Genomic DNA, 26,618 nt, shown 5'->3' with positions numbered 1-26,618 from the left:
TCGACGGGGCGTATCGCCAGGGATCCCTCGGTGTTGATTGAAACCCGGACAGACTGTCGCTACTCTGGTGCCTGCTTTTCGTCCTCTCAGGACTTACGGAGGGCACCTCTCAAGACATCTGAAGCCCGACAGTCGGCCTCCGTATCTCTTGATGCGGTTCGCCAGAAGTTTGGAGCGGCTCACCAAAAGTTCGGAGCGGTCGACGCGGTCGAGGGTGCAGTATCGCGACAGTCGATCGCGAATGGCAAAACGGCCCGCTGACTCTGAGGTCAGCGGGCCGTTCAGTCTGCGATACGGGTGGTAGGCGATGCGCGATAGAGGTATAGATACCTCACATTCGTGCCGAGCAATTCGCTCGAGTTATTCTCGGGTGGTCCTCACCGAGCAAATGGCTGCCGGACTAGCCAGGCGTCGAATGTACGAGAGGCTGCGGCCTCAACACGCCAGCGATGCGCGATCGTAGGCGACTGCGTGAGATTGACGGGCGAGCCAACGTTCAAGAGTGCTGTATATGCCTCAAGAAGCATGTTGGCAATCACGCGCGCATTCAGATAGCTCTCGCGATCAAAGCGGACGACACTTCTGATCGAGGTCGCCTGCGCAACGAGTCCTCGAAGCGGCTCATCCAGCTCGGGGGAAAGCCCCGGTTCGAATCGAGGAAGAAGCGAGTGGACTGAGGCCCGAATACGGTCCCAGTCCGTCAGCCCCTGCGCGCCTATCCTTGGTGCGAGATACGTTGTGGTCCCGATTGAGTACTCCGCGATGCATCGGGGGTGGCACTTGGCCAGACACTCAATGGCTCCGCCTGCCGTGTCGCGCCACGGAAGATCGAGTTCGTCGTGCGTGACCGGTCGACCACACCACCGCATCGCGTTCCGCAAGGCGATCAAGGCTGAGCATGTCCGGTCCACGGAAGGTCAGTCGTCAATGAGCGTCAGGCGCGCGCCCTCATGGGCTCGCTCAATCAGTTTCAGCGCACGGCCGCGCATAGGCAGTGGCTCCGCCGCGATTGGCGTCAACACCGCCTCGATCGTGTCGGCGGACGCTTCCGGCTCGACCGCCGCGGCGAATGCCAGCGCATCAATATCCTGCCGCTGATGGCCGAATGATCGCGGGTCAATCCGTAGCGGCGCTCCCAAGAGCGAGGCGCCGATCAACGCGCCGTAACGAATACCTCGAGGGACCTCTGGATCACTCAGCAGCGGGATCACCACGGCGGCATCCCGCATGATGGTCCCGAATAGCATGCACGTGGTGTCAACAAGAGTCTTGGCGCGGGGCAGGGGCATGGTCTCCAGCAATCCTTCCAAGCCATCCAGCACGTCGATGCTCGTCTCGGCGGTGGAGATCTCCAGCACTCTGCCTAAGCCAGGGAACCGCCTGGCGCCGCTCAGAATACTCGCCGACCGCCGGCGCCTCGGCACACGTTCGAAGAGCTCCGCCCGCCAGCGCTCGAGAGCTGTCCAGTCGCGAAGCCCTCGATCGGCCACGAACACGCGTTTACTGCTCGTGGGGGCATCCTGTGCGGCGAGCTTCACCAGGAGCGGCGCGACGGCGAGCACACGTTCGCAGCGCAGAACGACCCGCTCGCAGGTCTTGCGTAGGCGCGGGGTGGTGATCCAACTCATGATCTTCGACGCGGCCGTCACTGCGTGTGCGGCCAGCGCCGCGATGTCCGCCTCACTCCGCACCATGGACCGAAGCGCCGCCCTCCGATACTCGTCGCGTGCCACAAGCACGTGTTGAAGCGCGCTGCCGATGGAGCCCGCCCGCGAGCGGAGGTCGTGCTCAAGGTCCAGGTCTTTACCGAACGCGAAGCGTTCGATCGCATCCTCAAGCCCGATGAGGTCATGGTGCAGCGTCGAGCTTCCACCGGTGGAGTACCGCGAACCGAGCGTACCGCGCGCGGCACCCGACGGCCTCCAGGCGTTCAGCCCCTTGGTCTGCCCGAGTACCACGGGCAGGTACGACTGCATCAGTCTAGAGACCGCGGCGCGATACTCAAGCAACGCTGCCGAGGCCCCGGGCAGTCCAGCCTTCGCCCACGCCCGAATCTCGGCGCGTGACACCGGACGTCCAAGTTCGCGCGCCAACTCGTCGACGAGCTGATGCGCGAGAGCGCCCTGCGAAATGATCACCCGTTCTGGTTTTAAGTCGATTCCGAGTGGACCCCACACCCAACGCGGTCGTCGTTGATCGGGGTTGCGGGTGGCGACAAATGCGCGTGTGATCTTTCCGCGTTTAAGCAACGCGTGGCAACACACCGTGGCAAACTGCGAGGTGCAGAAGATGTTCTGCTGCAGGAGCGCATCTCGGACGGCCATCGACTCTACGCCGCGTCCCGCGCGGGCGACTTGCTCCTTGAGCGCCTGCTCGAACGGGCCGATGATCTGGCGTCGTCGCAGCGAGTGTTTCGCCGGCACCATGCGGTGCACCTCGGGATGCGTCGCGGGGGCGACCGCCAGCACGCCGGTCGGCAGATATCCGATGTGGACGGCAGTGCCGTCGAGTCGCAGCAGGGCCTGAAAAACGCGGTCGAACGATCGCCGCGAACGCCTGGCGACGGACTGTATTGTCGGCACGAGAGCGGGCGGCTCCTGCTCTCGTGTCACGATCGCCTCGAGCAGCGCGATCACCTGAGGGTCGCGTACCGTCGACGAAGTTGCGACACCGGCTTTATTCGGCATGAGGCGTTCCTCGCTTCTTGTTGCGCCCGGCTTTCCTTCGAACGGGGAGGATGGCGATGCGCGCACCCTCGCGATGCTGATGGCCGATGTACTGACGGGCGAGCACGGTCAGTTGCCCAAGCAGGCTCTGGGTCGTAAGGGGGCCGCGCTGCTGGAGTCGATCCGCGATGACTCGCAGCGAACTTGCTAGACTGACGATCGTTCTGAGCGTGACATCGTCATGGCCAAGATGTCTCGCGATCCAGTCCGCACCGCTGTCGTCGCTCGAAAATTCCGGCGTGGTTCGGAGTTCGGGAATCCACGCGACGAGATAGCGCGCGAGGTCTCCGAGCGCATCGGCGTTGAGGGTGACGACGTTCTGGATCCGTTCGCGTGGACCGATGCGGGATAGCAGCGCTCGATCGTGTGGCGTTGATGCGATCAGCACTACCCCAAGCCAGGGCTCCCGCGCTTCATTGCCGGCTCGATCGTCCGCTTCGGCAAGCAAATCCAGAATCGCCTGCGTGGCCGGTCCACTCAGGTTGTGCGCCTCGTCGATGACGAGCACGGTGCGCCCATGTTGACTCATGGCGCTGAGCAGTTCGCCGCGCAGCGCGTCGTCCGGCACACGATGGCGTGACACGCGTTCTACGATGCGGCGGTACTCCGCCTGTCGGGCGATGGCGAGAAACGTGTCCCGGGCTGTATTGGCGACAATGAGTGAGCAGGCGATCACACACGGTAATGGTCCATCTCCAGCGAGCTCTCGGAGATGGCGCGTGAGCAAGCGATTGACCGTGAAGCTCTTTCCGATACCGCGTGGACCCGTGAGAATCAGGCGCGCATTGGCGCAGACCGCCTGCACGAGCGCATGACGGAGCTGCCCTTCGAGTCGACGCTCCTCGATGTAGGGCAAGGCGCGCTCCTCCGGTTGCTCCAGCTGTATCGTCTCAGGCACCGGCGCGGATTCCCGGTCTAGCGTCGGGATGATGGGCATTACAGGGTATCCTCGGCGATGTATTGATCGACGCGCTCAGCCTGGCGGAGCTGCTCAGCGGTGAGGATGTCGAAATCGGTTCGAAGATCCTGCGGCGTGGAGTGCCGCTCGCCGGCATGGTCGTGATGCCTCTCGGTTGGTGTGAACACGGCAGGGTGGCGCGCCTGTTCAGACAGTGCGTCAAGGGCGTCGTCCATATCGCTTGGATTCAGCGCTGAACGGTCGGGCTGCGGAATTGCCAGATGCACGCTGGCCGGATCGACATCATCAGAGGCTCGCCGCGCCCGCGCCGCGCCGTTGATGACGAAGTCTCGGAACGCCGTCGGCGAGAGCGGTTCGTCTCGGCGTGCGAGGAATACAAGGGCGTCGCGCTGGCGCGCCCAGACGCCGCGCGCTCCGGGATCGCCGTAGAACGTCACCAGCTGAGGAATTGCGGCCGCAAACAAGGCCGCCGGGTTTTCTGGCCGGATCAGAACGCGCCCATCGCGGTGCAGAAAAGGCAGGCCCTCTCGGGTCACGCGGTGGGTTTGCACGGGCAGGAGCCGGAGCAGCATCTGACCAGACCTGGCGGTCGACGACCGATGACGAAGAAACGCGTCGGCTCGCGTGAGGCGCCCCTTCTGATAGCGGGACCCGTTGTACTGGGTCACCGCAGCGTCGACGAGATCAAACACGGCGGCGTGGTCCGGAAGCTCTTCCGCTTCGACAATGCGGTGTCTCGTGAGTCGCTCCGGACCGTGCGCGGCGACCATCGTTCGCGCGCGTGGGGGCCCCTCGCGTACTTCGAGGTTGGCCATATCGGCCGGGTGCACCCGATCCATATGCGATGGCGTGGTCGCGAGGTGCGACTTGAGGATGCCGATCGTGCGTTCAGCGGCGCCGTTATTGATAGGCCGTCGCACCGGCACGCGCTCGTGACGTGGCGGCTCGGCCTCTTCTATCGCTGGCGCCGCGCCGCGGTAGTCAGCCCAGCTGCGCTCGAGCAGACGATGGGTCGAGTGATTATCCCAGCGGATCACGTTCGGGCTCGCACCGGCAAACGGGCGGCAGGAGGGCGGCGCCACGTCGGCCGACGCCGCCGTGATCAGCGCCGCCATGACGTCATCGGCATCGAAGCCCAAACGAGGGTCACGGTCCGGTCTCCCGTTACCCACGGGATTCACCAGATACCATCCGACGATGATGCTAGAGGTATGATCCCGTACCACGACCACCCACGGCCGGTACGAACGGAAGCCACGCGCGATCGGACAGAAGTACCGAGCCCACAGCGGCAGCATGCCTTCATCGATGCACCATCGATAGTGCGTATTCTCTCGGGGGAGATGCCCCGTCACACTCGCATCCAGTTCGGCAGCGCGACTGCCATGCCGTGCGGCCACGAGCTGTCGATAGCCGACGTCAGCCAACAGGCGTCGAACGGTGCTTGGCGACGGCTGCGCCCACCCGCGCTGCGCCGCGGTTTCGGCGACGACCATCGTCGCGGCTTGCGGTGCCACGGCTTGTGCCTGAAGAATGGCGGACCGAAACGCTTGAGCCTTCACTTGGTCACGATGGAATCGTGGGCGTCCGGTTCGCGGCTTGTCGAGATAGGCGTGCGGCTCCCGATGGCCGGCGTCCCACGCCGCCTTCAGTCGGCGCACTTGCGCCGGCGACGGAATGGGACCGGCGGGAGCAATGCCGATCGCCTGTAGATCGCTGAGTCTGGCGCGGATGGACCCACGCGCGGTTTGTGATGCGACTGCGATGGCCCGCGCCCACTGCCATCGCGCTCGTGCGCGTTCATCTGCCTGTACTGCGACCGCCGTCTGTTCCTCGCGGTTCGCGTCCGTGGGGCGATTCACGGCGCGTAAGCGTGGTTCTCCGCCAAACATGTTCTCCTCGTGTGGGCGACGATGTCGGCGCACCGCTCGGCACGCCAACCTGCCGACACCCTGGTCCTCGCGGTCCGCGTCCGCGAATTCGGGAGAACATTGCACCGAACAAACGCCGAAACACAAGCAAGCTCGTCCGTCAAACACGGACGTTAATCATTGCTTTACAAGGACATATTTGCGTATATGACCGCAAAAACGGGATAAATGTTGATTGGGCTACGTTTCGCCAAATGTGGGGCTATACCGATCTTTCGGATGTCGACATTCGTCTCCTGGTCGGGAGACGCATCAAAGCCTGGCGTACGCGGCAGGGCATGTCGGCGCGCCATCTCTCGCTACAGCTCGGGTTCTCGCACGGCGCGCTCAACGAGTACGAAGGGGGCCAGCGCGAGCTGTCGTATCGGAAGCTGTGGATACTCGCTGACTTCTTCGGGATCACGGTGGAAGACCTCCTCGGTCCTCCCCGGAGCAAGGACGAGCACGAGTTCCTGCTCGAGCGTGCCGCGATACCCAAGTTTGAGGACGACGACGAATAGTTCCGGTGGGCACTGCGCCGACGCCTCGCGCGACGCCCTCGCGGGCCTCGCGCATGAGCACGAGCGCGTCGGCCCATGTTCGCTGTCGCTTCGTACCTTCGACTGTCCGTCGATCGGTCCTTGGCATGGCTATCGTGTACTGGAGCGTGACTGATGAGCGATCAGGTCCCGCCCCCGCCGCCCATCTCCTCTGTCTGCTTCGATCATGAATGCTCCTGGGCATGATCTCCGGCCGGCGCTATTCGCTGGTGCACCGTGGTATGAGGCCTTGCAGGCGGGGGACGCTGAGACCTTCGGCGCGTGGCGAGTCACGAAGGGGGACGAAGAAGCGTACTGGAGGCACCTGCTACAGCTCGCCGCGGCGTTCGCGCAGCGACACGGCCTACTGGACGCATATCGAGAACGCTTCCGAGGGATTCCTCCCCATGCGTTGACCCATGCCCGTGCGAAGCGCGAGCAGCGCGGCAGCACGGATCCAATCTGGGACATCGCGAACGAACTGATCGTCGCAGCCTATCTCGAGCGACTCGTGGGCTGGACCTACCTCGCCCATGAGCCCCCGGGCCGTGGCTCTCACAAGGGGGAGTGGGCCTTCCGGACGTTGTCGGGACGTACCGTATTCGTGGAAGTGAAGAGCCTCCACGAATCCGAAGAACTGCCCACCGGCGTGTATAGCCGCAGTGTCCAAGGTCCCCGAATACGTGGTGTGCTCAAGGGGGCCTACAAGCAGTTGCCGAATGACGACCGCGCCACGCTGGTAGTGCTCGTGAGTCGCGGTGAAGTGTTGCGGCTGCCGTTCGGTATCCTGTTCGGCGACATTTTTCAGAGCTTGTTCGGACAGATGCAAATCCGCTTTCCCGTGGGCGCTGCGTTCCACAGCGGCGCGATGCGGATGACCCCCTCGTTCGTGGACACGTTCGTTCAGTCTGGCAAGCATCGGCAGTTGGGCGTAGTAGCCGGACTCTCCATTAGCGGCGATGAACGTCCCAAAGCGCGCTTTTATGCCATTCACAATCCGTACGCGCGCGAATCGTGTCGCTTGCCGCCGTCCGACTTCGACGGCATCGCGCAATTCGTGGTGGATGCGAACGGCACTGGCGTTCAGCTCGACGGACTCAGCCTTGAGGAGTCCTGGGCACGTATCGCAGCTTGGGCACCCCCTGGGTGATTGACACTCCCGTTGGCGCTGCGCGAGAGCGTGCAGACGCACGCCGTGTCAGCCTTTCTTGACAGTGAAGCGCGCCTCCCTCTCACGCGCGCCGCGCGCTCGCATGTCAACAAATGTTGACACTGTCGGCGACCAGCGCGAGCCACTCCTCCGCGTTTTGTGTTCGTTTGGTGGATGTCACGAGACCGTGTTAGGCTCCATGGTCACCGCGTTCGTGTCCTTTGCCCGGAGCCGTGCGTGAAGTCACCGATGGTGGAGTATCGGAAGGGAGACCCCGTTGCCCATGACGGCCACATTGCGCGCTCGAATGGCCGATGGGCAGACGACAAGCTGTCGTTCCTCGATCGCTACTTGGCACCTGCGCTGACGGTGGCAGCACGTCACTTTTGCCATCGCGTGTACGTGGACCTTTTCGCCGGACCGGGCGTCTTCTTTGATGCGCGTGCTCGGGAGTTCTTGCCGGGGGGCGCGATTCGTGTCCTCGACGCGCTCGGCGAGCCGGCGCGCGCTCGACGGGCTCAGTTCACGCATGCGATTCTGGTCAATCTCGATGAGGACGATCACGACGCGCTGACGGCACGTGTCGATGCACTCCACGCCGAAGGACGCCTCACCGTTCCGCGGCAGAACATTCAGGTCATCAACGACGACGCCAATGCGGTCGTGCGACGCCTAGCGCGCATGATGCCGCCACGGCCATATGTCTTTGCGTTTGTCGATCCGGAGAAGCCGGGGCACTGGCCCTGGGCATCCTGCCAGGCGCTCCGCGCCTCGGTTCCCGGGGCGCTCGATCTGTACCTGCTGTATCCGGGGATGATGGGGGTCAATCGCGCGATCTCCTATCGCGGGAATCCCTTGGAGCGCGCCTTAACCGCGTACTTCGGTTGCGACGATTGGCGTCGCATCGCGCGAGCACGCCGCACGGACGCGGAGAGTCCGGAGATGCGGCAGGAGCTCGAAGCGCTCTACGAACGGCAACTGGCAACGCTCGGGCTGGCGCATGTGTTACGCCCGCGTCGCATCTACCGGACCGGTGCGTGCGAGTTGTACACGATGTTCTTCGCAAGCCGGAAGCCAGTCGCGCTGAAACTCGCCGAGTGGGAGATGGATACTGTGAGCCCGCAGCTCGGATTGTTCGCTGGGTGAGTCCTACACGTCGGACAGGGTAGGCGCGGGGTACTCGTTCCACTCGACGCCGTCGAGCAGGCGTCCGCCTGCTTTCGGGTGCGCGCCGCCCCACTGCTTCCAAAAGAACGCCGCGCCGGCGCGCTTCACGCCATCGCGGAGCCCTCGTGCCCACTCCAAAGAGACCGGGCGAGCGCCGGGGCCACTCTCTCCGCCGCCAATCACCCAATCGATGCCACGAAAGTCCACGGCATCGAGCGGGCCCAAGAGCGGCTCCGCGCTCACGAAGCGCACTGCGGCGGGAATTTCTCGGAGCAGGTCGATCCGCCGCGCCGTGTCTTCGTGTTCGACTGAAACCCCAAGCCAGATATGCGACGGCCACGCAAGTAGTGTGGCGAGTCGCCGTGCGCGCTCCGGGCGCTTCGTCAGGACCTGAAACTGGTGCTGCGGGGCGGCGACCATGGCCTCCCACACTTGGCGGATCTGCGATTCCGGGAAATGAGCGTGAAAGACGTCGGACATGCTATTGACGAACACGCGCCGGGGCGCTCGCCAGCTTGTGGGGAGCCGCAAACGATCTGGCCAAAACCGAGGGGCAAACGGATCCGCCCGATTGCGTGGCGTGTCCCGGACCGGAGTCTGTTGCCGATAGATAGTGTCAAGGCGTGTGCGCGCTACCGACGCCGCATAGCAGTGCTCGCATCCCGCGGAGATCTCCGTGCAACCCGTCATCGGGTTCCACGTGACGTCTGTCCATTCGATCCCGGTTGTTCGCTTCATCACCAGTTCTCCGATCGCTTGGTCAGGTCACTTTAGCGGCACGCTACTTTCGCCACGAACCCCTATCCGCTGTCGCGCCGGTCAACGCGCGGCGCTCGTAAACACTACCCGACGACGCAAGGTCCTCCGTCGTGCCCAGCGCCTAGAGCGCAAACACTTCGTCCTCGCCATCCCGCGGAGGACGACGGCGTACGGGCGCCTGCACCACAATCGTGAGGTCGTCCGGTACGAGGCGCAAAGCCTGCCCAATCTGCTGCGGTCCCATGCGCGCGAGTCGCTCAAGCACGGCCTGTGATAAACAGCCCGATGCCGCGCGCACCGTGAAGGCCTGCGGATCAGCCTCGGCGGCCTGCGCCAGGAACGCGAGCGTCTGCTCCGGCACCTCGAGTTCAACGCCCAAGGTCGCTGCGAGCGCACGGACATGCGTGAGGCCGCGCGGGTCATGCTGCAGTCGCTCCACGAAGGCCGCCCGCGTGAGCGGGGCGAGGACGAGTCGGATCGGGAGCCGACTGGCGAGCTCCGGACTCATCCCCCAGGCAATCAACTCTGGATCGGTCGGCGGACGCTGTTCCGCGACGAACCGCGTGGTGGCGAAGGCGCCACACGCCGCGACAACCCACCGGTCGGTGCGGATCGCCGCGCCATCCTTCAAGCGAATTGGCGTGCCGCCCCAGACCAGCCCGAGCATCGCGTGCTGTCGCTCCAGCCGGACCTCCGTGCCATACCGGTCATCCGGCGACGCCCGACACGCCTTGTCGATCTCGTCGAGCACCAGCACCGCCCCCGCGCGCCACTGCTCGATCGAATACTGGCCCGGTCCCCGACCGATCCGCGCGTTGATCAACTCACTCACGTTGGTGCCGGACCAGCCTTCGGGCGTAATGATGCTGGCATCGATATGCAGGCTGGGCACGCCAAGCGCGTCGGCGAGGGCGCCGAGCAGAAACGTCTTCCCCGCGCTGGGCGGGGCCGTCAGTAAGAAGCGCGGGCCGTACCCGTGCGCGCGGTAGGCCGGTGACGCCAGCAGCGCGAGGAGCCGTACCACCTCAGGATTACCCGTGACTCCCGCCTCGCCGAGCCGTTCAACAATCGCTTCAATGCCCATCCACGCGTCCCGGGCCTCGTAGACCGCGCCGGTTGCGGCCCCCGCGGTGTCGGCCTCGTCGTTCGTGTCGTCAGCGTCGAGCGCATCGCGATCGTCGCGATCGTCGCGATCGTCGTCCTCATCGAGATCCGCGAGGCTGACCGCATCCGATCGCGGACGCGTCGGGTCGCGTGGGGCCGTCCCTGGAACACTCCACAGCTCCAGCTGCACCGCCGCATCGACCGCGGACACACACGCGTCAGGATGGCCCCAACGGCCCCACGAGGGGGCCAGTGCGGTGCAGGTCAGCGCATACTCAATCACGTGGTCCATGGCGACCTGGGCCTCACGCACCAGCCACCACGACCACGACGGAGCGAACGGAAGAGTCAGCTGGAGAGAGGAGGCCATTTTCGGTATTTATTCGGCACCTTCAATTTCATTAAATCGGTGCCCGGGAGCAAGCTGTCTCATCCATATGAGATACCTACCCGCGCGGACGGCAGCGCGCGCCAGAATGCGTAGCGCACCGCAGCGGTCGCCGTGCCGCACCTCAATGACGACCGATCGCTGAACCGACGCGATGGCAATCCCACGCGTCTATCAATGTCAGCATCACGCGCTTGTGTAAGGGCCCCGCCGCGCACCCACGCGATATGTGGCGTGCTGCATTCGGGTTTGCTGTCATGGAAAACGTGAACTCCGAATGGCTACTGTATTCCGTCGCGCGCGATCATATCGTCCCTAGACGTGTTGATGCTGATTGCATGCGTTCGCACGCATCATGCGCAGGGACGAAATACGCAGGTAATGCCGTATTGCATTACGTGGCGCGACGTCTACTTTCTTCCGCGCTGTTTGTTCACTTGTAGGTATTTCATTGAAGCCGTCATGCTGCACCGTGACGGGAATCGGAGGACGTATGACGCGAATCGCGCGGAGCGCTCTGCGCTCGCTGCTGGTACTGAGTGTCGTCAGTTGCGGTGGTGGCGGTGGTGACGTGGGGACCACGGCGCCGCCCCCGGTGCCCTCGATCGCCACCGTCGAGGTCTCGCTCGGTGCGAGCGCGCTCACCGTCGGCGCGACCACGACGGCTGCTGCCACGCTCCGCACCGCGACCGGTTCAACCGTTTCCGGAAAGACGGTCTCCTGGTCATCCAGCACCCCAACGGTCGCATCGATCGACGGATCGGGAACCGTCACGGCGCTGAGTGCGGGCACCACGACGATCACGGCCACCGCCGAGGGACGCAGTGGATCGGCGGTTGTAACCGTAATGCCCGTGCCCGTGGCGAGCATCAGCGTGTCCCTCGCCGCCACGTCGATCGTGGCGAATACCAGCGTCCAGGCGACCGCCGTGGCGCGCGATGCCGCCGGCGCCGTACTCTCAGGCCGGCAAATCACGTGGACGACCAGTGCGGCGCAGATTGCGACCGTCTCCCAGACGGGGCTCGTTCAAGGGGTCGCGCCGGGAACCGCCACGATCACCGCTACGTGCGAAGGCCGGAGTGCCAGCGCGACGATTACGGTGACGCAGCCGCCAGTGGCGAGTCTCGTGGTCAGTCTGGCCACCACGACCCTCACACCTGGCCGCACCACGCAAGCCACGGCCCTCCCCCGAGACGCGAGCGGGGCTACGCTGAGCGGACGCACGGTCACCTGGGCGAGTACGAACGAATCGGTGGCCGTGGTCTCCGCGAGTGGGGTGGTCACCGCGATCGGTGTTGGCGCGGCGTCGATCACCGCGACGAGCGAAGGCGTGACGGGCAGTGCGGCACTCACGGTCGGACCGGCTCCCGTCGCGACGGTGCAAGTCACGCCAGGGACGAGCACCCTGGCGGTTGGACAGTCCACCGCGTTGCAGGCGACATTGCGCGACGATCTGCAGAACGTGCTGACGGGACGACCGGTGGCCTGGACCACCAGCAACGCGACGATTGCCCAAGTCTCGTCGTCGGGCGTGGTGACCGGCGTCTCGTCGGGGAGCGCCACGATCACCGCGACCAGTGAGGGCAAGTCCGCCACGGCCGCCATCACCGTGACGGCCGCGGCCGTCGCGTCCGTGACGCTCTCGACCAATTCGTTCAGCATGCTGGCGGGGGACTTCCGCACGCTGATTGCGACCTATCGGGATGCGCAGGGCAACGTGCTCACCGGACGGTCGGTCAGCTGGTTCTCGAGCAATCTCAACGTCGTGGATGGCCAGGTCTTCGGGGACACGGCGGTCATCACCGGGCTCACCGCCGGTGCGGCGGTGGTCACCGCCAATGTCGAGGGACGGCAAGCCAGTATCACGGTGACCGTACTGGCTCCGACGACGAATGTTTGCACGGCCATCGCGGGGGCGTCGATCTTCGCAAATGATGGGAAGTATCTCGGGCGCTTTACGAACCGCTTCGACGCAGAGTCCGTGTTGAACCAGTTTGGCCAGTACGGGAGTCCGTATGCGGCGCTGAGCACCAACAATCAGTACGGCACCTACGGCAGTCCGTATAGCAGCCTCTCAGCGAGAAACCCGTACACATCAACACCGCCGATCATTGTGAAGAACGGCACCGCACTCGCGTACTACACCGTGAATGCGACCAAGACGCCAAGCGTCGCGCCCGCATACGCGCTGACCTGCACGTTTCCGTAGGACGCGGATCGTGAGTGACGTCTTCCACCGTTTCACCAACGAGCATCCCAATGTACAGAGTCCAGTCGCGGTTCCCTAACGTGCTACGCGCCGGTTCATTGCTGCTTGCCGGCCTCCTGTCGGGGGCCTGCGCGCCGAGTGGGACGGTGCAGCTTGAGCCGCATCCCGTCCTCGCGAGCGTGCCGCCGGGGGATGTTCAGTTTTTCGACGATGTCACGCTCGAGGAGATTGATGCCGCGCATGTCCAGCGCATCGGTATCGTGGGGGAGAAAGCCCTGAAAGGATTCTCGACCGAGGCCGTCAGCGCACGAAAGCAGGCTCGAGAGACGGTCGCGAGCGCGGGAGCAAACGCGTTTTTGCGCCGTGACAAGCGGTCGCTCGTCGCGGTGCACCTAGACTCGGCGGGGTTCGCGACCGTTCGGTCCATCTCGTCCGCGCGGACAGCGCGCGCCATCGGCGCCTCCCGAGACGGCGCGTCAGCGAAGTCTGGCGACGTGGTCCAGGTCAAAGGCTACTGCCGGAAAGATGGTGTCTGCGTGGCACCGCACACGCGCGCCAAGCCGTCGAGCAAAGGGAGCACGAAGAGTACGGGTGGCACATCGAGTTCCGGTCGCCGTCGCCGCTAGCGACATCCCCTCTGTCCCGAATCCGAACGTCGCATGCGAACGATTGCCCGCCTGGTGGCCGTTGCGATCATTATCCTCGGTGCGGCGGCCCCCGCATCGGCCCAACGCCAGTGCAAGAAGGGGATCCCGTGTGGGAATAGCTGCATCGCGGCGAACCGAACCTGTCGCGTGGGTACGCCTGCTGCGGCGCCCGCGCCCGCGGAGGCTACGCCAGCGCCTGTCCGTTCACTCATCGACTCGAGCGCGCTGAGGCCAAGGGATTCAAGCTCGGCTCCAGGAGCCCCCGTGGGCGGCGGTAGTGCCAAGGTGTGGGTCAACCGGACAAGTCATATCTATCATTGTCCGGGAAGCCGGAACTACGGCACGACGAAGAACGGCGTGTTCATGAGTGAGAAGGACGCCATGGCCCAAGGCAATCGGGGTGCCTACGGTCGACGATGCGACGGCTAACGGCATTCGTTGCGTTCTGTGGACTTGCTTCGACTGAAGCGGCTGAACCACGGCCCCAGCATCAACCCCGGTGCGGAGTCGATCGTTGGCCGGTGAAGGTGCTCGCCGACTCGGATGCGGCGGCAATTGATAGCCGCGTGGTCGAAACCACGGTCGCGGCGCTGAACGAGCTCCCGATACCGGAGATGGCGTACCCGCAGGCCAGACGGCTGCCGCCTCACGAGCTTCGCGTCTATCGCGTGCGCGCTCAAGTTGCCCAGATCATCGTAGAGGATGATCGTGACTGGCACGTGGTGCTCCGGGACTCCGCTAATCCGACGGCAACGATGATCGTTGAGATTCCCGACCCGAGCTGCGTGACGAACCAGGATCACTCGGCCCGCTTTTCTGCCGCGCGCGATTCGCTCCGCCTGGTTCCTCGAGCTGCGATGGCCACCTTCGAAGGCGTTGGGTTCTTTGACTTCATTCATAAACAACGAGGGCGTGCGCGAAATGGGTTTGAGCTCCATCCCATCCTCCGGATCGCCCGGTGATCGGCGCCGTCGGCTTGTAACGGTGCGGGCGCTGAAAATGCGTCGGAAGCGAGTTCGTGATGGATGGCGACGCTGCCGTACACGGCCTTCGGCAAAGCATACGGCGTGGTGTGGGTTGGGCGCACTCTTTGAGTCTATGCGATTCGCGAGCCCGAGTACCGCCGAAGCATCGCGCCTGTGCGTCGGCCATCAGAACGAGGAGCGGTATCAGTGACCCGTGTTCAGAGTTACCAGCTGATTGGCCTCCTCGCCGGGATACTGTTCACCGGCGGCGCTAGGTGTAATTGCTAAGGACGTTGTTCACAGCGCAGCAGGTAGGCGTGAGGCTGGGGGAAGATAGTTCAGGGCGCTGTGACGTCGCTGAAAGTTGTAGAAGATCAGGTAGTCATCGAGGGCACGGGTGCGCCAGTACGAGCGGCCGAAGGCCCGCGCGTAGGCCCATTCCGTGAGCAAGGTCCGGATCACGCGTTCGGCTTTGCCGTTGGTTTGGGGACGGTAGGCGCGCGTAAAGCGTTGACTGATCCCGAGTTCAAGACACGTGGTGGCAAAGGTCAGCGAGCGGTACGCACTGCCGTTGTCCGTCAGAAGCCGCTCGACCGTGATGCCGTGACTCGCGAACCAGGCGACCGCCCGCACGAGGAAGGCGGCGGTGGTCTCCCCCAGCTCGTCGGGGAGGACCTCGGCATAGGTCAGGCGCGAGTGATCGTCGATGGCGACGTGGAGGAACTCCCAGCCGATGCCTCGCACCCGTGTCTCGCGCTGGCCGTGAATGCGGTGCCCGACGCGGCCGATCTTGCCCAGCTTCTTGATGTCGAGATGGACCAGCTCCCCGGGACGCGGCCGTTCATACCGCACGACCTGCCGTGGCGGCTCGAGGGCGGCGAGCGTGTTCAGCCCCTGGCGACGCAGCTCGGCCGTGACGGTCGACAGCGGAATGTCGTAGTGCTGCGCGATGCGCGGGCTGCTCCAGCGCTTCTCCCGGGCTTTGCGGATCTGGCGCCGCTTGGTGCGGCGCAACCGCGTGGGCGACGTCTGCGGTCGCGAGGAGCGGTCTGGGGCCGCCTCTGCCGGCTCCGCGGCCTGCGACAGGCGACGGTACCACTTATTCACGGTCTCGCGCGAGACGCCCAGCGCCGCGGCGATGGCGCCCTGCGTCTCGCCCGCCTCCACGCGGGTCACGATCGCCTGTCGCGCCCACGCCGTGAGGCGGGCATTTTTGTGGGTGTTCATGGGGGCTCTGGCGGTTGTGAGTGATGGCCTCGACAACCTCAGCTTGTAACTGCTATCCCCTGTGAACAACCTCTTTAGCATCTACAGCTAGGCCTGCGCGAGCGCAATCCACGCCGACGCGCACGGAGAACGCGCGGACGTGCCTGACCGGGCGCTATCGGGCACTGTGCCGGTATGAATGGCTGACGGCGGAGGAGCGCGAGCAGGCGCGACGCGCGGAGCGACGCGTCAACGAGGAGACCTGTGTCTCGGGGAAATACCGCGCGCTGTGTCGATACGAGGAACTCAGCCCCGAAGCGCGCGCGGTAACAGCGGCCGCTGAGCGCCGAGAGAATCTGGCGACGTGTAGTTCGGGCAAGTACAGAGCACTCTGTCGCTACATTGAGCTGACCCCATCAGAGCTAGATCAGGTGCGAGCAGCCGAGCGTCGAGAAAATCTGGCAACGTGCTTGGTCGGCGCGTTCCCAGCATTGTGCGACAAGACGGTTCTTTCGGATATGGAACGACGACGCGTGGACTCAGCGGAGGCACGAGCGAGCGCCAACAGTGTGCGCGGCCAGGGTTCGGCGAGGGTGTCGCCGGAGGCGGGCAGCCGGGCTCCACTGAGCGCCCGCACAAGCGACGCGTGTATCGAAGGGACCATCCGAACGCCGGCCCCCTTCTTGGGCAACAACGACGAGATCTTCCGCCTCGACGACGGTAGTCTCTGGCAGGTGCAGTTTGAGTATGAGTATCTCTATGCCTATTACCCGTCGGTTGTGGTGTGTCCGAAGCAGGGATTCATGATCGTCGAAAAGAAGAAGCTGCAGGTGCGCCCGCTGCAGTCCAGTCCGTCGACCTCCACGGTTGCGCCGCAACCTTCGGAGGCCCCCTCCGCCACAGCGGCCGTGATCGAATCCCGCATCGACGGAGATTTCGAGGGATGGGATGGCGAGACAGTATTCCGCCTCCAGAACGGGCAGATTTGGCAGCAGGTTGGAGCCGGGATCACCGTCCACTACAAGTACAGCCCGAAGGTCCTCATCTACAAATCGGGTGCGCGATACAAGCTTCGTGTCGATGGCGTCGACCGAGAGATTGTCGTGGAGCGCATCAAATGACACAAACTCGTATGGCCCGTCTCGCCCTGACCGTGGTCGCTATGGTCACGGTTGCCGCGTGCGGCCCGTCGGAACACGAGCAAGCATTGGCGGCGCAGGTCGAGGACCAAGCGGCCGAAATTCAGAAACTGCGGAGCGCGCTAGAGGAAGCACAGTCCAACGTCCGAGCGGCGAACGACGCGATTTCGGAGGTGCAGGTCGCCTCGCTCGGCAGTTGCGCGGAGCTGCGCGATGCTGCGGACAATCTCGAGGAGATTGCCGAGGTGGAGGTCCCGCCGAACTAGCATTGCCGCCATTCGTGGCCGCACTACAACGCCGCTAGCTCAGGCAGAACCGTGCGGCTGCGAGCTGCGGCATGAGCAAAGATCATCAGCGCGAGAACCGGCGGCGTCGGGGAATTCTGGGGCGTCCTGACGGAGATGCGCAGATTGTTCGGGGTATAGAAGTCGACGAGCCACAGTCCGGCTGGGGTACAGCGGACGTCCCATACCACCCCTAGGCGACGCAGCAGGGCGGTCGCCTGGGCGATGGGTCGCAGGCTGCGCCGAACGCGATGTCTCTTTGAGGGCTTAGTGCGCACGCCGCTATCAAGCTACCGACGACCCTCCAAAGGCAATTCGGGAGCCTGCCGCTGTCTCAAAACCGGCAACGGCTGAGCGTCTCAAAACGGTCTGGCTACGACAGTGACACGACCCGGCACGAGGACGGCGAACCCGAGAGAACTCACCCCCCCCGGTAGCAGGTCTCCCGGTCGACGCTGTAGCGCAGTGTCAGCGCCTCCCGGCCGGGCGCCCAGCGCATCGGCGGCCAGACCACCGGCTCCAGTCCACCCAGGACAAGTCGCAGCTGCAGTTCAGCGGGTTCGTGATAGGCGGTCACCCGCTGATCGTGTGTCCCCCCCCCGCCAAAGCCGCAGCCCAGGTCCGACGCCTGGGGCGTGCCACCGGCAGGGCTTCGCGGTACTCTACCCTCATCCACCTCGATCGACCAAGCGACCAGCATATGCGCGCACAGGAATGTGGCGCGTGCGCGGGGGCTCGCGTCGGACCCAGGGGCGACGGCATTCCGCGCCGTCCTCCGATCATTCTTGGCGACCGCGCTCCCGTGCACCATCCGCTCGAAGGTACCGAAGTGATCGATGTCCGCGGCCGCACTTGGTACGTCGGCCCCCTATCGTCTGGGCGGCACGACGGCCTGCGAATGTGGGTCGCGCGCGAAGGCGAAGCGCGGATCGTCGAGCTCGGGCGGGGGCGGACCTATTCACCGGCGGCCATCACGGACGCCATCTCCCAAGGCACTCCATAGCGTGCCTGGGTTCGCGTCGCCGACCGGACTCCGGGCGCCGCGGTCGGACGCAGCGTCGCCACCGGTCGGGGCAGCGTGGTGGACACCCATTGGTGTGGTGTCACCCGCGCAAAACCCCCAGGTAGACGTTGTCAACTAGAACTTAAGCCGGGCTGTGCCTATGCTGGGGATGTCGCCCAGGTGAGCGGCGTTGTGGACGGCGTGAAATGATGGCGGCGCTGATGGCCGCGTGTTCGATCGGTTCTGGGCCCGCGGAGGCGGGGAAACGACGAGTCTTCCGGGGCACGCAGTACATGACGCACGAGGAATTGGTACGTCGATGGGAAAGCGTGAAGCAGAGTCGGGCCGCCGAGGCGGCGCGCCTGCGGCCGTTCGCGGCGCAGCCGACAACAATCCGGCCGCTGTTATACGACTTTTTGGAGAGTCCGCGCGGTGAGCACGCTCGTCCCAAGCGGATGCAGAGCCCACTCGAGGCGCGGTTCGCGCACTTCGCGGTCAAGGTGCTGGACCGCGAGACGCAGCTCGTCGCGCAGCACCAGGTACGCACGATCGGCGGTCTGTTCCGCCTCGACTTTCTGCTCATTGCGCCGGACGGCTGCCGGCTCGGCATCGAGTGCGACGGCGCCGACTTCCATCACCCCGTTCGCGATCGCTGGCGGGATGCTGCGCTGCTCGGGGAGCGCGCCGCGCGCGACATCGTACGGATCGAAGGAAAGGATCTCCATCGGCGCCCGTGGGATGTGCTGTATCTCATTGGGCGACTCTACCCCGCGCAGTTCAGTGCGCGCGGCCTCGCCCTCCTCGAGCAGTGCGCATCACCGACCATTCGCGAAACGAGCGGGCTGCCGGACTACGTCTACTATCCACCCGAGGTGGAGATCGACGACGAGGCCATGTTTGATCCTGAGGATTATCCTGAATCACCCTATCCTGACGACTTCTTTCACTTGGCGATCGCCGGACGCAGCGCGCACTCGTTACAGTCGTGGCGCTTTCGGTACGACTGCCTCCTTCGGGAGCCGGAAACGAGCCTCGATGAATGGGTGCGTCGCGAGGAGCGCGCGGGTGGGATGGGCGCATGAGCCAGCCGACCCCATGGGATCGGCTCGCGACCTCACCGAACCCGGACGATCGCGCTGTGCTTGCCCTCGCTCAGCTCTTCGCGCGACAACAGCCAGCCGTCGAGGCCATGATCACGGAAACGGTGCACACGGGGCAGCACCCGCGCGAAACCGCGCGACAGCTCAAGTACGGCGCTCGCTAATCGCGAGCGCGCCATCCACGGGGCCCACCGCAAGGCGACGGCCAGCGCCTCCCGCATGGGTCTCGCGCGGGGTGAGTCGTGGCGCGAGATCTACCAAGCGGGCCATGCGCCCTTCGGCCGAATCCCCCAGCTGTTCGGCGATCCATTCGACCGCCGGCCGAAGCGACTCAGCGATCACCGCGGTCTTCGGCCCCTTGATCGCCCGACGCCACGCCCGAGTCGGCAGGTCGAGTAGCCGCGGCAGCATCATCGCGTGGTGGGCGAGTCGCTCTGTGATCACGCGGCCCTCTCGATAGCGATCATTGTCGTCCGCGGTCACCTCGCCATGCCACGCTTGAACGCGTCCAAGGCGCGCGATTTCGCGCTCGCACAGCTGCCGCAGATGGTCAGCCACTTCGGGGAAGTCTTCGCTGGTCTGCCCCCCGAATCCTGATCCGGCAGCTCCTCATCGGGGACTCAACGCTCTCGAAGTCGAATCTGAAAGAGCCGAGGCCAGTTCTTGCCGGTCACAAAGATTCGATCCTGCTCTGAATCGTACGCGATCCCATTGAGGACGTCGGATCTACTGCGCTCTGCTTCGGATAGCAGGCCGTTAAGGTGAATCCAACCGACGACCTTTCCGCTTGCCGGGTCGATACGAACGATTTGATCCGTTTGCCAAACGTTCGCCCAGATCTCGTTCTTGATCCACTCAAGTTCGTTGAGCTGGGATACCGGGAGCGTTTGATCAACAACCTGAATCGTGCGTCGCACGGCGAAAGTGGAAGGATCCAGAAAACGGATCGTACTTGACCCGTCGCTCATAATGAGGGAAGAACCGTCCGTGGTCAGTCCCCATCCTTCGCCCGTGTACGCAAACTCACGCACTGGGCGAAAGGTGCGCACGTCAAACTGGAAGGCGCGCCCGGATCGCCACGTGAGCTCATAAAGTTGATCAGCGAGGATCGCGATACCTTCGCCGAAATGCGGGGAAGGCAACGCACGCTTACGTAGGACGCGGCCCGTCTGCAGAGCGACTTCCCGAATATCCGAGTGGCCTACTTCACCGGTGCCCTCAAACAGACGCTGCTTGTACCATACTAGTCCTTCGGTGAATGCAGCGGTGTCGTGTGGGTAGCTCGCGACAACCTCCACATCGTATCCTGGCAACCGCTCTACCTTCGCGACGGGATTACGAACCAAGGCCATATCCTTCCCGCAGCTTAGTGAAGTCCCAGCAACGAGAAGACTCGCTACTAATGATGCCTTTCGCGCGCAAAAGCCGAATTCCCCAGCTCGCATACACAGAATTCCTCAGCGGTCGTACACTCGATTGATCTAACGGAGAAACAGCGAGCGGCTTCTTACGTAACAGCAACGTGCAGGACGGAAGCGAGTCGTCCCGCGAGTCTGATAACGCGACGAACAGTCGAGGCTGTCGGGCAAAACTTTCCTCTTGCCGAGGTTCGAGTGATTGCTATGCTGCAGTGCCGCAAATGTCAAATAGCGGCACCACTATTTATTTGGAGGCAATTCTATGACACGGCAATCTGCATGGCGAGCATGGCTGGGCGTCGCAACCTTTTGCGGCATTGCGTTGCTTGGCGTCGGAGCAATTGGCTACATCAGTAAACCTCCCACGCCGACCAAGGAGGTGCAGGATTGGCTCAAACTCAGCTCTAATGTTCGGCCGACGACGCTCTCAGGGATTGCAGCCCAACCAGAACGTCGCCGGCGCCCTCTAATTGCGATGCTTAGTGCCGAAGAAAAGGTTGCACTTTGGAGGGAACATCTCTCTTCATTTGTTCTCCCAAGCGAGCAGCTCTCACCCGCGCAGCGAGCCATTCGTCTCGCGTTCCGAGACTCTCTTTCCGAAGCTCAGATTGCACAGATTCGCTTCGCGATTGAGCGACTTCCGGACGTATTTGATGAGCGTAAGCCGCTCGCGGCGCGACAGAAAGTTGCAAACGAGCTTTGTACGTTTAATAGAACGCTCTTTAGTCGTGCTCAAGCCGGTGCGATCTTCGCAACCATTGGAGTCTCCGACGTAAAGCTCCGTCCGAAAGCTGCCGATAGCCTCGTGCAGCCGAACCTGATCCGGGCAAGCATCATTGGAGGGTCAAGGGCTTTCGCACTCCTTAACATTGGTGCGGCAAAACTCGGGCTAGTGCAGCTTAGGCCGTGCAACTGCTCCGCTTCCTCCTACTGTAGTTGCGGGAACTGTGGTATCGGTGGATCACCGTGCGCGCCGGAAACGGGTGAACAGGCTTCATGCGGCTGCTTTATGACGTGGCCATGCGACGGCCGGTGTCCTTTCACTTGAACGGATTGTGCATTCGCAGGGGGAAGCTAAAACACGAGCGGTTTCGTTCGCGCGCATGAGGCTTCTCTCTCGTCTGGTTTCAAAGCACAGTAGCCACTAGGTCTTGTACCTAGTGGCTACATGCTTTGCGCCTTGCATTGGCGACACCGAGCAGGGATTTGAGGGAGGGGTGTTCCTTCGCACGATAAATGAGCTGCCCGAGCGCTGCCGGAGACTTCTAACCGTAGACACTTCACGACGGAGCAGCGTGACGCTGACGAGTCTCTCGTCGGGTGCATCGGCATTGGCTGGCATGAAGTCGCTGGCAAGCGCGACGAGTTTATGACCGAGGTGAACCCTCGACGCGATGGCCGAGAAGGCGTCGTGAGGCTGCTGCCTGAGCAGCGTCGCAGGGTGTGCTCCGACGCGTGAAGATCATTCCGGCGTGGTAGTAATGCAGAGGAACGATATCGGACTCGCGTTCGCCTTACGGCGAATGCGTGCATCCGCTAGCGACCGTTGGTGCGTTCACACATGCTAAGGATGTACCGATCGCGGTTCGTCACAGTTTTCTGCGTGGATCGATCCTAACTTCTCTTGACGAGATCAAGCGGCGGATGAGAATTGTGCCCGTGAGCGGTCCGTGGTGTTGGAACGAGGGCGCCGCCACCGCGCTTACTTGACGTCTTTCAATACTGAGCAGCGCGGCTTCTTCAATAGAGAAGTCTCCATTTCCATACACTTGTAGGGTGTTATCACTTCCGGAGGAAAATGACTTGCGCGCTCTGCCACGCCTTACGCGATGGGTACGAATCACGGGGATTGCGACGGTAGCACTGTTGGGTGCATGTACGGACGCCATCACTGATCCACCCGTAGGTTTGCCTAACAAGAGTTCACCGATAATGCTGCCTGGCTCAGATAGTCTCGTTCCAGGCCCCATCCCGGGTTTGGCGGAGGCGACTCTTCTCGCTCGAGACCCTGCAACCGGCGCCGATTCGGTGCTTTGGCCTCGATCATACACAAATCGTACGCGGGTCAAGCTCACCGTCAAAGGTCGCCTTGCGCGCACTTACACAACGGCGATGACTCCGAGTTTTGCCTCGCTCAGAGGAGCCCCATACTTCTACTTAGATGCAGACGGCGAGTGGGTCAGCAGTATGTGCAATGGGGTGGTGGTTACTGATTTTCGATTGGCATCCGGCTCGCCGGGTGACTGGGTCATGTCGTGCAAAACGGGTCTTAATCCTCCATCCGACGATGCGACGTCGGAGTACAGCACGGTCGGCATCGTGTCAGGCGGAGGATTCGTCCGCCGCTGGGGACAAAGCCAGCCGACCTGGCCGGGATACTTCAACTGCGGTAGTGGACCGTGCGTGTATGTCGCTGGCGGATCGCAGAACGTAAGGATAGAGCCGATTGCAACTGTACTTACGCTAGCCGCGAACAAGACGAGCGTCTTGGCCGGAGACTCGGTTCTGTTCACCCCCTCTGCGAGCGGACTCTCGATCAGCGTCATCGGCTGGTACTGGGTGCCGGATTCAGTCGTCGGCAAGCCGTCCGTCTCACCGCGAACGGGTACGTGTTCCTCAAGCACTTCCTCGTGCAAGGTGCCGGTGTTTGAGACCGGCAGAATGTACCTTCGCGCACTGGTCGGCTCTGGATCCAGTGCGGTCGAGGAGCAGGCGAGCGCACGTGTCTCCGTTGCCTGCGGCAGTGGCGATCCTTTGTTCGATTCTCGCGAACTGCGAGACGAGATGAAGCGGATGATGCTTCTTTCAAACGCCGATGATACCGTTACGTATCGGCGAAGTGAGAGAATGAGACTCGTTTATCGAAAGAACGGAGTGTACAAATTTGTAGATCCGCCAGCGTACAATCCGAATCCCTGCAGAGTCGGCTTCTATCCGCCGCAATCAAACGTGACGGTCGATGGAGACACGCTGGTATCCTGGATCCACACGCACCCATATGGACCGAACGAGGTCTTGCAATGTGGTGATCCAGCGGCATATCCCGCTCAGGATACCTCAAGGATAGCCTACGTGAAAGGCGCGAATCCTCAGGACCTATCGTTCATGATTATGAATCCCGTTTATAATCTGGCGACTGGAAGTACGACCCCCGTCACGAATCCTGCGCTGAAAGGATTGCCCATGTTCGTTATCGACAAGCAGTACGTCATGTTTTACAAGCCGCCGAGCCAGGGTGGAGACAGCAAATATCAGCCGCTGTACGAATACAACTGGAAATCGGGAGTGTGCGCATGGCCGTAAAGCATTTTCTCGCGACCCTCGCGATCCTAGGCCCCGCACTTACGAGCGGCTTCACGCGATGGGAGCCAGGCGAGGCCGCGATCGTGCGCACGATAGCAAGCGGCAGTCCTTGCCTGGACACCACTGATGAGCTAGCCGATATCAACTACAAGTTGCTCTCGGGTTTTCTGCTGAGCGCTGATTCGACTCACGTGGTCCTCAAGAGTCAAATGAACCTGCCACTCACGAGCGGCGTCCCCGTGGTTGTCTCCGACACGCTGATCTGTCGGAAGTATCGACGGGCAATCGACTCGTTGAGCGGCAAGTTGGGGAGCGCTGGTGTCGCGCAGCCAGATACCACGCGCGCGATTGCGGTCTTCTCGGTAGACTCGCTCTTCGTGGCGGTAGATGTGTACAGTGTGGAGCAAGCACGAGCGAGTGTATGGCAGCTGTTCAGAAGCAGCGGCGTTCGCATCGGTCAGATTCGGTAAAGGCACGGTTGCGTTCAGCCGACAACGACCACGACGTAAGGAGAAGGATCAGCCGCTCCGGTTCTGACGTGACCCCCGAAATCTGATCCACGCTCACGGGCCCTAGGGCGGAGCGATGGTCTTGCCGCTAAGCGGCGGGTCACAGCTGGCGACTGTGCGCCGCTTAGCTTGTGGTCGAGTTACTGCCTGTGGGGCGCGGCGTAGTCCGTGCGGCGCCAGACGCGTGTTCACGCATCACAACCCGCTCGCGAAGGATACATGCGACGGTCACAAGCGGGGTTTGACTCCCCTCGCGATTGCCTGGAACGATACGCGGGACAAGATATCCGACCTTGTGAGTCAGCTCGTCGGCAGCATGGCCCTGCGCGTCGGGCCATTTATCTCTGGAAACCCGGGCGATAGCGACGGGCCGCTATCGCCCGGGTCGCGACCCCGACCCGCGCTATCTCCTCAAGTACCTCGACGGCCGAAGCGTCTCCGCTCAGCGCGATATCGGTCATCAACGCCCCTACGCCCCGCTCGTCTCCGGCGCTCCATTGCTCGGCAGCATGACCCTTATGCGCCTCCTCGAGGACGACAAGAGCAGCGAAGACACGTTCTAGGGCCGCCGCCCGACCTGAATGCCACTCTGGAATCCAAAGGCCTCAGACGATTCCGGAGGCATCGGGCACGCGACGCAGGTCTTAAGCCATACAGTCACCGCTTAGTAATGGCGTCTAGCATCGCGGTCGCTGCTTCCTCGCGGTCACTCGCCGGTAAGGCCTTCAAGGCGCGAACGACGCGAACAATCGGATCGGCGCTTGTACCGGGACCCGCGCCAAGTATGTCCTCGGCCAACGGGCGGTAAACGCCGGGGCCTACACCGAACACGGCAGGGGCACGCGATATGGTCGTGACCGCCGCAGCAAGTGTCGGATTCATCCACGAGAGGCAGTGGAGCGCGCGGTCGTGCTCAAATACGTACTTGCGGTCCCAAATGGGGTCATGATGGGCTACGCGATTACGGAACATCCGAATGGGGTCAAACGCATGGAATAGATCCACGGCATCTTTGATATGCTTCGGGCGATGCTGGAATGCGTATTTGAGTCCGGCTGGCCACAGTCGTGGTCCGTCAGCGCGAGCGTCTGCATACGGCTTGCGCAACAGCGCGACCCAGAACCCAAGGTCGAGTTTCGCGATCAGATGGCCTTCGGTGTGAGTTCGTCGGTCACTGCCGAGGTCGCTCTTGGCTCGCTTTAGCTTGGCCAACTCGTTGTCCAGCAGCATGGTGGGCTGCACATCAAGCCACGTCGGAAACAAGCCCGGCGTGAATACGGGTACCGTTACTGGAGCAGCTGAATTGGCTGCGGTGATGCGAGGCGGGACGATTTTTGCTGCTGCACGAACCACTTCGTTGCGGAGCGTCAGCTCAAACGCATGAAGGACCGGGGAGATGGCATCGGCGAGCGCAAGATTCCAGATGTATCGCGCGAGTCCATCGGTGAGGTCTTTATCACCCGGCTGTCGGTAACCGGCCAGACGGTTTGGCGATAAGGCTCGTTCTAAAGCCGCAATACTGATGAGCGCCGGGGCACTAGTCATGGACAATGGGGGTACACGATTGGGTAGATTAGCTCACGAGATGGCGCCCCTTCGTCATGGGGACAAAGGTCCGCCTTTGGCTGGAGGCTTACTTTAGCGCCTTTAGGAGGGGGGCTTGCGGGAAGATGGCAAGTCCCATAAACTTACTCTGTTATTCCTCGGTTACGGTGCCGATCGCGTAGGAGCCTTCGGGCTGCGAAAGGCGTTGTCGAGGTACGGGGCCCTGCCAGTCGACTGACTGGTGGGGCTCTCGTCGTTTCTGGCGCAGGGATCCGAGACGACAGTCCCGTGGCAGGGGCCGGCTGGCGCCTATTCGAGCGCGGTGAGCGGGAATCCCGCGCGATAGCGACGGGTCGCGATCGCTCCGGTTGCGACCCCCTCTCGTGCCAACTCGTCGAGCAACTCCGCGGCGACACCGTCCCCGCCCAGCGAGATCCCCGTCATCAGCGCGCGGACGTCCAGCTCGTCCTCCGCGCCACTCGAATGGGCTGACAAGGCCGGGCATGCCCTCGGCGACCAACAGCGCCCGCCGAGCGTGGTGGGTCGCTGACTGAAGCGCCCCGGGTTTGATGGAGGCTCCCCGCTTTGAGAGATTGGGAGCATGGCACGAGACAAAGGGATTGGTCGG

Annotated in this window: 23 protein-coding genes; 13 read left to right on the top strand and 10 right to left on the bottom strand. The window is 63.2% G+C overall.

The window, feature by feature from the left end; translation table 11 throughout:
* Positions 1 to 917: 917 nt before the first annotated feature.
* The 3 genes from K2R93_14460 to K2R93_14450 are packed head-to-tail and all read right to left on the bottom strand — an operon-like array spanning position 918 to position 5,507.
* Entirely contained in the window at positions 918 to 2,687 is a 1,770-nt protein-coding gene (locus K2R93_14460) for a hypothetical protein (GenBank protein ID MBY0491042.1), read from the bottom strand.
* The gene (locus tag K2R93_14455) at positions 2,677 to 3,663 is read right to left on the bottom strand and encodes an ATP-binding protein (GenBank protein MBY0491041.1); all 987 of its coding nucleotides are present in this window, start codon (positions 3,661 to 3,663) and stop codon (positions 2,677 to 2,679) included. The genes K2R93_14460 and K2R93_14455 overlap by 11 nt, the downstream gene beginning before the upstream one ends.
* The gene (locus K2R93_14450) at positions 3,663 to 5,507 is read right to left on the bottom strand and encodes a hypothetical protein (GenBank protein MBY0491040.1); all 1,845 of its coding nucleotides are present in this window, start codon (positions 5,505 to 5,507) and stop codon (positions 3,663 to 3,665) included. Before K2R93_14450 ends, K2R93_14455 begins: the two co-directional genes overlap by 1 nt.
* Positions 5,508 to 5,770: 263 nt before the next feature.
* On the opposite strand from K2R93_14450, the gene K2R93_14445 reads away from it, so the two are divergent.
* From K2R93_14445 to tcmP, 3 genes are all read left to right on the top strand, one after another.
* A complete protein-coding gene (locus tag K2R93_14445; protein ID MBY0491039.1) occupies positions 5,771 to 6,076 on the top strand; it encodes a helix-turn-helix domain-containing protein in 306 nt (101 codons plus the stop codon).
* A gap of 430 nt (positions 6,077 to 6,506) precedes the next feature.
* Positions 6,507 to 7,244, top strand: coding sequence for a hypothetical protein (locus tag K2R93_14440; GenBank protein ID MBY0491038.1), 738 nt, complete (start codon positions 6,507 to 6,509; stop codon positions 7,242 to 7,244).
* A 237-nt stretch (positions 7,245 to 7,481) separates the two neighbouring features.
* The gene (tcmP, locus tag K2R93_14435) at positions 7,482 to 8,390 is read left to right on the top strand and encodes a three-Cys-motif partner protein TcmP (GenBank protein MBY0491037.1); all 909 of its coding nucleotides are present in this window, start codon (positions 7,482 to 7,484) and stop codon (positions 8,388 to 8,390) included.
* A 3-nt stretch (positions 8,391 to 8,393) separates the two neighbouring features.
* Here the strand turns inward: tcmP and K2R93_14430 are convergent, their stop codons facing one another.
* The gene (locus tag K2R93_14430) at positions 8,394 to 9,149 is read right to left on the bottom strand and encodes a phage Gp37/Gp68 family protein (GenBank protein MBY0491036.1); all 756 of its coding nucleotides are present in this window, start codon (positions 9,147 to 9,149) and stop codon (positions 8,394 to 8,396) included.
* 142 nt (positions 9,150 to 9,291) lie between these two features.
* Positions 9,292 to 10,644 carry an AAA family ATPase gene (locus K2R93_14425; protein ID MBY0491035.1) on the bottom strand — a complete coding sequence of 451 codons (1,353 nt, stop codon included), beginning with the start codon at positions 10,642 to 10,644 and terminating at the stop codon, positions 9,292 to 9,294.
* Between the two features lie 511 nt (positions 10,645 to 11,155).
* Between K2R93_14425 and K2R93_14420 the strand changes: the two genes are divergently transcribed.
* From K2R93_14420 to K2R93_14410, 3 genes are all read left to right on the top strand, one after another.
* Positions 11,156 to 12,871: an Ig-like domain-containing protein gene (locus K2R93_14420; protein ID MBY0491034.1), complete on the top strand. Its 1,716-nt coding sequence runs from the start codon at positions 11,156 to 11,158 to the stop codon at positions 12,869 to 12,871.
* A gap of 146 nt (positions 12,872 to 13,017) precedes the next feature.
* Complete coding sequence (locus K2R93_14415) at positions 13,018 to 13,497, top strand: hypothetical protein (protein MBY0491033.1); 480 nt, start codon at positions 13,018 to 13,020, stop codon at positions 13,495 to 13,497.
* 542 nt (positions 13,498 to 14,039) lie between these two features.
* Complete coding sequence (locus K2R93_14410; GenBank protein MBY0491032.1) at positions 14,040 to 14,480, top strand: hypothetical protein; 441 nt, start codon at positions 14,040 to 14,042, stop codon at positions 14,478 to 14,480.
* Between the two features lie 300 nt (positions 14,481 to 14,780).
* On the opposite strand, the gene K2R93_14405 is transcribed toward K2R93_14410, so the two are convergent.
* Positions 14,781 to 15,710: an IS481 family transposase gene (locus tag K2R93_14405; GenBank protein ID MBY0491031.1), complete on the bottom strand. Its 930-nt coding sequence runs from the start codon at positions 15,708 to 15,710 to the stop codon at positions 14,781 to 14,783.
* A 497-nt stretch (positions 15,711 to 16,207) separates the two neighbouring features.
* On the opposite strand from K2R93_14405, the gene K2R93_14400 reads away from it, so the two are divergent.
* The 4 genes from K2R93_14400 (at position 16,208) to K2R93_14385 (ending at position 19,379) form a co-directional block, all read left to right on the top strand.
* Positions 16,208 to 16,810, top strand: a complete 603-nt coding sequence (locus K2R93_14400; GenBank protein MBY0491030.1) for a hypothetical protein — start codon at positions 16,208 to 16,210, stop codon at positions 16,808 to 16,810.
* 11 nt (positions 16,811 to 16,821) lie between these two features.
* Positions 16,822 to 17,094, top strand: a complete 273-nt coding sequence (locus tag K2R93_14395) for a hypothetical protein (protein ID MBY0491029.1) — start codon at positions 16,822 to 16,824, stop codon at positions 17,092 to 17,094.
* 1,350 nt (positions 17,095 to 18,444) lie between these two features.
* On the top strand, positions 18,445 to 19,197 hold the full coding sequence (locus K2R93_14390; protein ID MBY0491028.1) for a hypothetical protein: 753 nt from the start codon (positions 18,445 to 18,447) through the stop codon (positions 19,195 to 19,197).
* Positions 19,194 to 19,379, top strand: a complete 186-nt coding sequence (locus tag K2R93_14385) for a hypothetical protein (protein MBY0491027.1) — start codon at positions 19,194 to 19,196, stop codon at positions 19,377 to 19,379. Before K2R93_14390 ends, K2R93_14385 begins: the two co-directional genes overlap by 4 nt.
* Here the strand turns inward: K2R93_14385 and K2R93_14380 are convergent.
* Both K2R93_14380 and K2R93_14375 read right to left on the bottom strand, forming a co-directional pair.
* Positions 19,360 to 19,773, bottom strand: coding sequence for a hypothetical protein (locus K2R93_14380; GenBank protein ID MBY0491026.1), 414 nt, complete (start codon positions 19,771 to 19,773; stop codon positions 19,360 to 19,362). The genes K2R93_14385 and K2R93_14380 overlap by 20 nt on opposite strands.
* A gap of 62 nt (positions 19,774 to 19,835) precedes the next feature.
* Positions 19,836 to 20,567 carry a glutaminyl-peptide cyclotransferase gene (locus tag K2R93_14375; GenBank protein ID MBY0491025.1) on the bottom strand — a complete coding sequence of 244 codons (732 nt, stop codon included), beginning with the start codon at positions 20,565 to 20,567 and terminating at the stop codon, positions 19,836 to 19,838.
* Positions 20,568 to 20,895: 328 nt separating this feature from the next.
* On the opposite strand from K2R93_14375, the gene K2R93_14370 reads away from it, so the two are divergent.
* The 3 genes from K2R93_14370 to K2R93_14360 all read left to right on the top strand — a co-directional run bounded on the left by K2R93_14370 (position 20,896) and on the right by K2R93_14360 (position 24,406).
* Positions 20,896 to 21,681, top strand: a complete 786-nt coding sequence (locus K2R93_14370; GenBank protein MBY0491024.1) for a bacteriocin fulvocin C-related protein — start codon at positions 20,896 to 20,898, stop codon at positions 21,679 to 21,681.
* Positions 21,682 to 22,745: 1,064 nt separating this feature from the next.
* On the top strand, positions 22,746 to 23,936 hold the full coding sequence (locus tag K2R93_14365; protein ID MBY0491023.1) for a hypothetical protein: 1,191 nt from the start codon (positions 22,746 to 22,748) through the stop codon (positions 23,934 to 23,936).
* Complete coding sequence (locus tag K2R93_14360; protein ID MBY0491022.1) at positions 23,927 to 24,406, top strand: hypothetical protein; 480 nt, start codon at positions 23,927 to 23,929, stop codon at positions 24,404 to 24,406. Before K2R93_14365 ends, K2R93_14360 begins: the two co-directional genes overlap by 10 nt.
* Before the next feature lie 696 nt (positions 24,407 to 25,102).
* Here K2R93_14360 and K2R93_14355 read toward each other — a convergent pair.
* Positions 25,103 to 25,990: a hypothetical protein gene (locus tag K2R93_14355; GenBank protein MBY0491021.1), complete on the bottom strand. Its 888-nt coding sequence runs from the start codon at positions 25,988 to 25,990 to the stop codon at positions 25,103 to 25,105.
* 309 nt (positions 25,991 to 26,299) lie between these two features.
* Positions 26,300 to 26,485, bottom strand: a complete 186-nt coding sequence (locus tag K2R93_14350; protein MBY0491020.1) for a hypothetical protein — start codon at positions 26,483 to 26,485, stop codon at positions 26,300 to 26,302.
* Positions 26,486 to 26,618 lie beyond the last annotated feature (133 nt).

This window comes from Gemmatimonadaceae bacterium (assembly GCA_019752115.1).
In the GTDB taxonomy this organism is placed as follows: Bacteria; Gemmatimonadota; Gemmatimonadetes; order Gemmatimonadales; family Gemmatimonadaceae; genus Gemmatimonas.
This window is presented reverse-complemented; position numbering and strand designations above follow the sequence as displayed.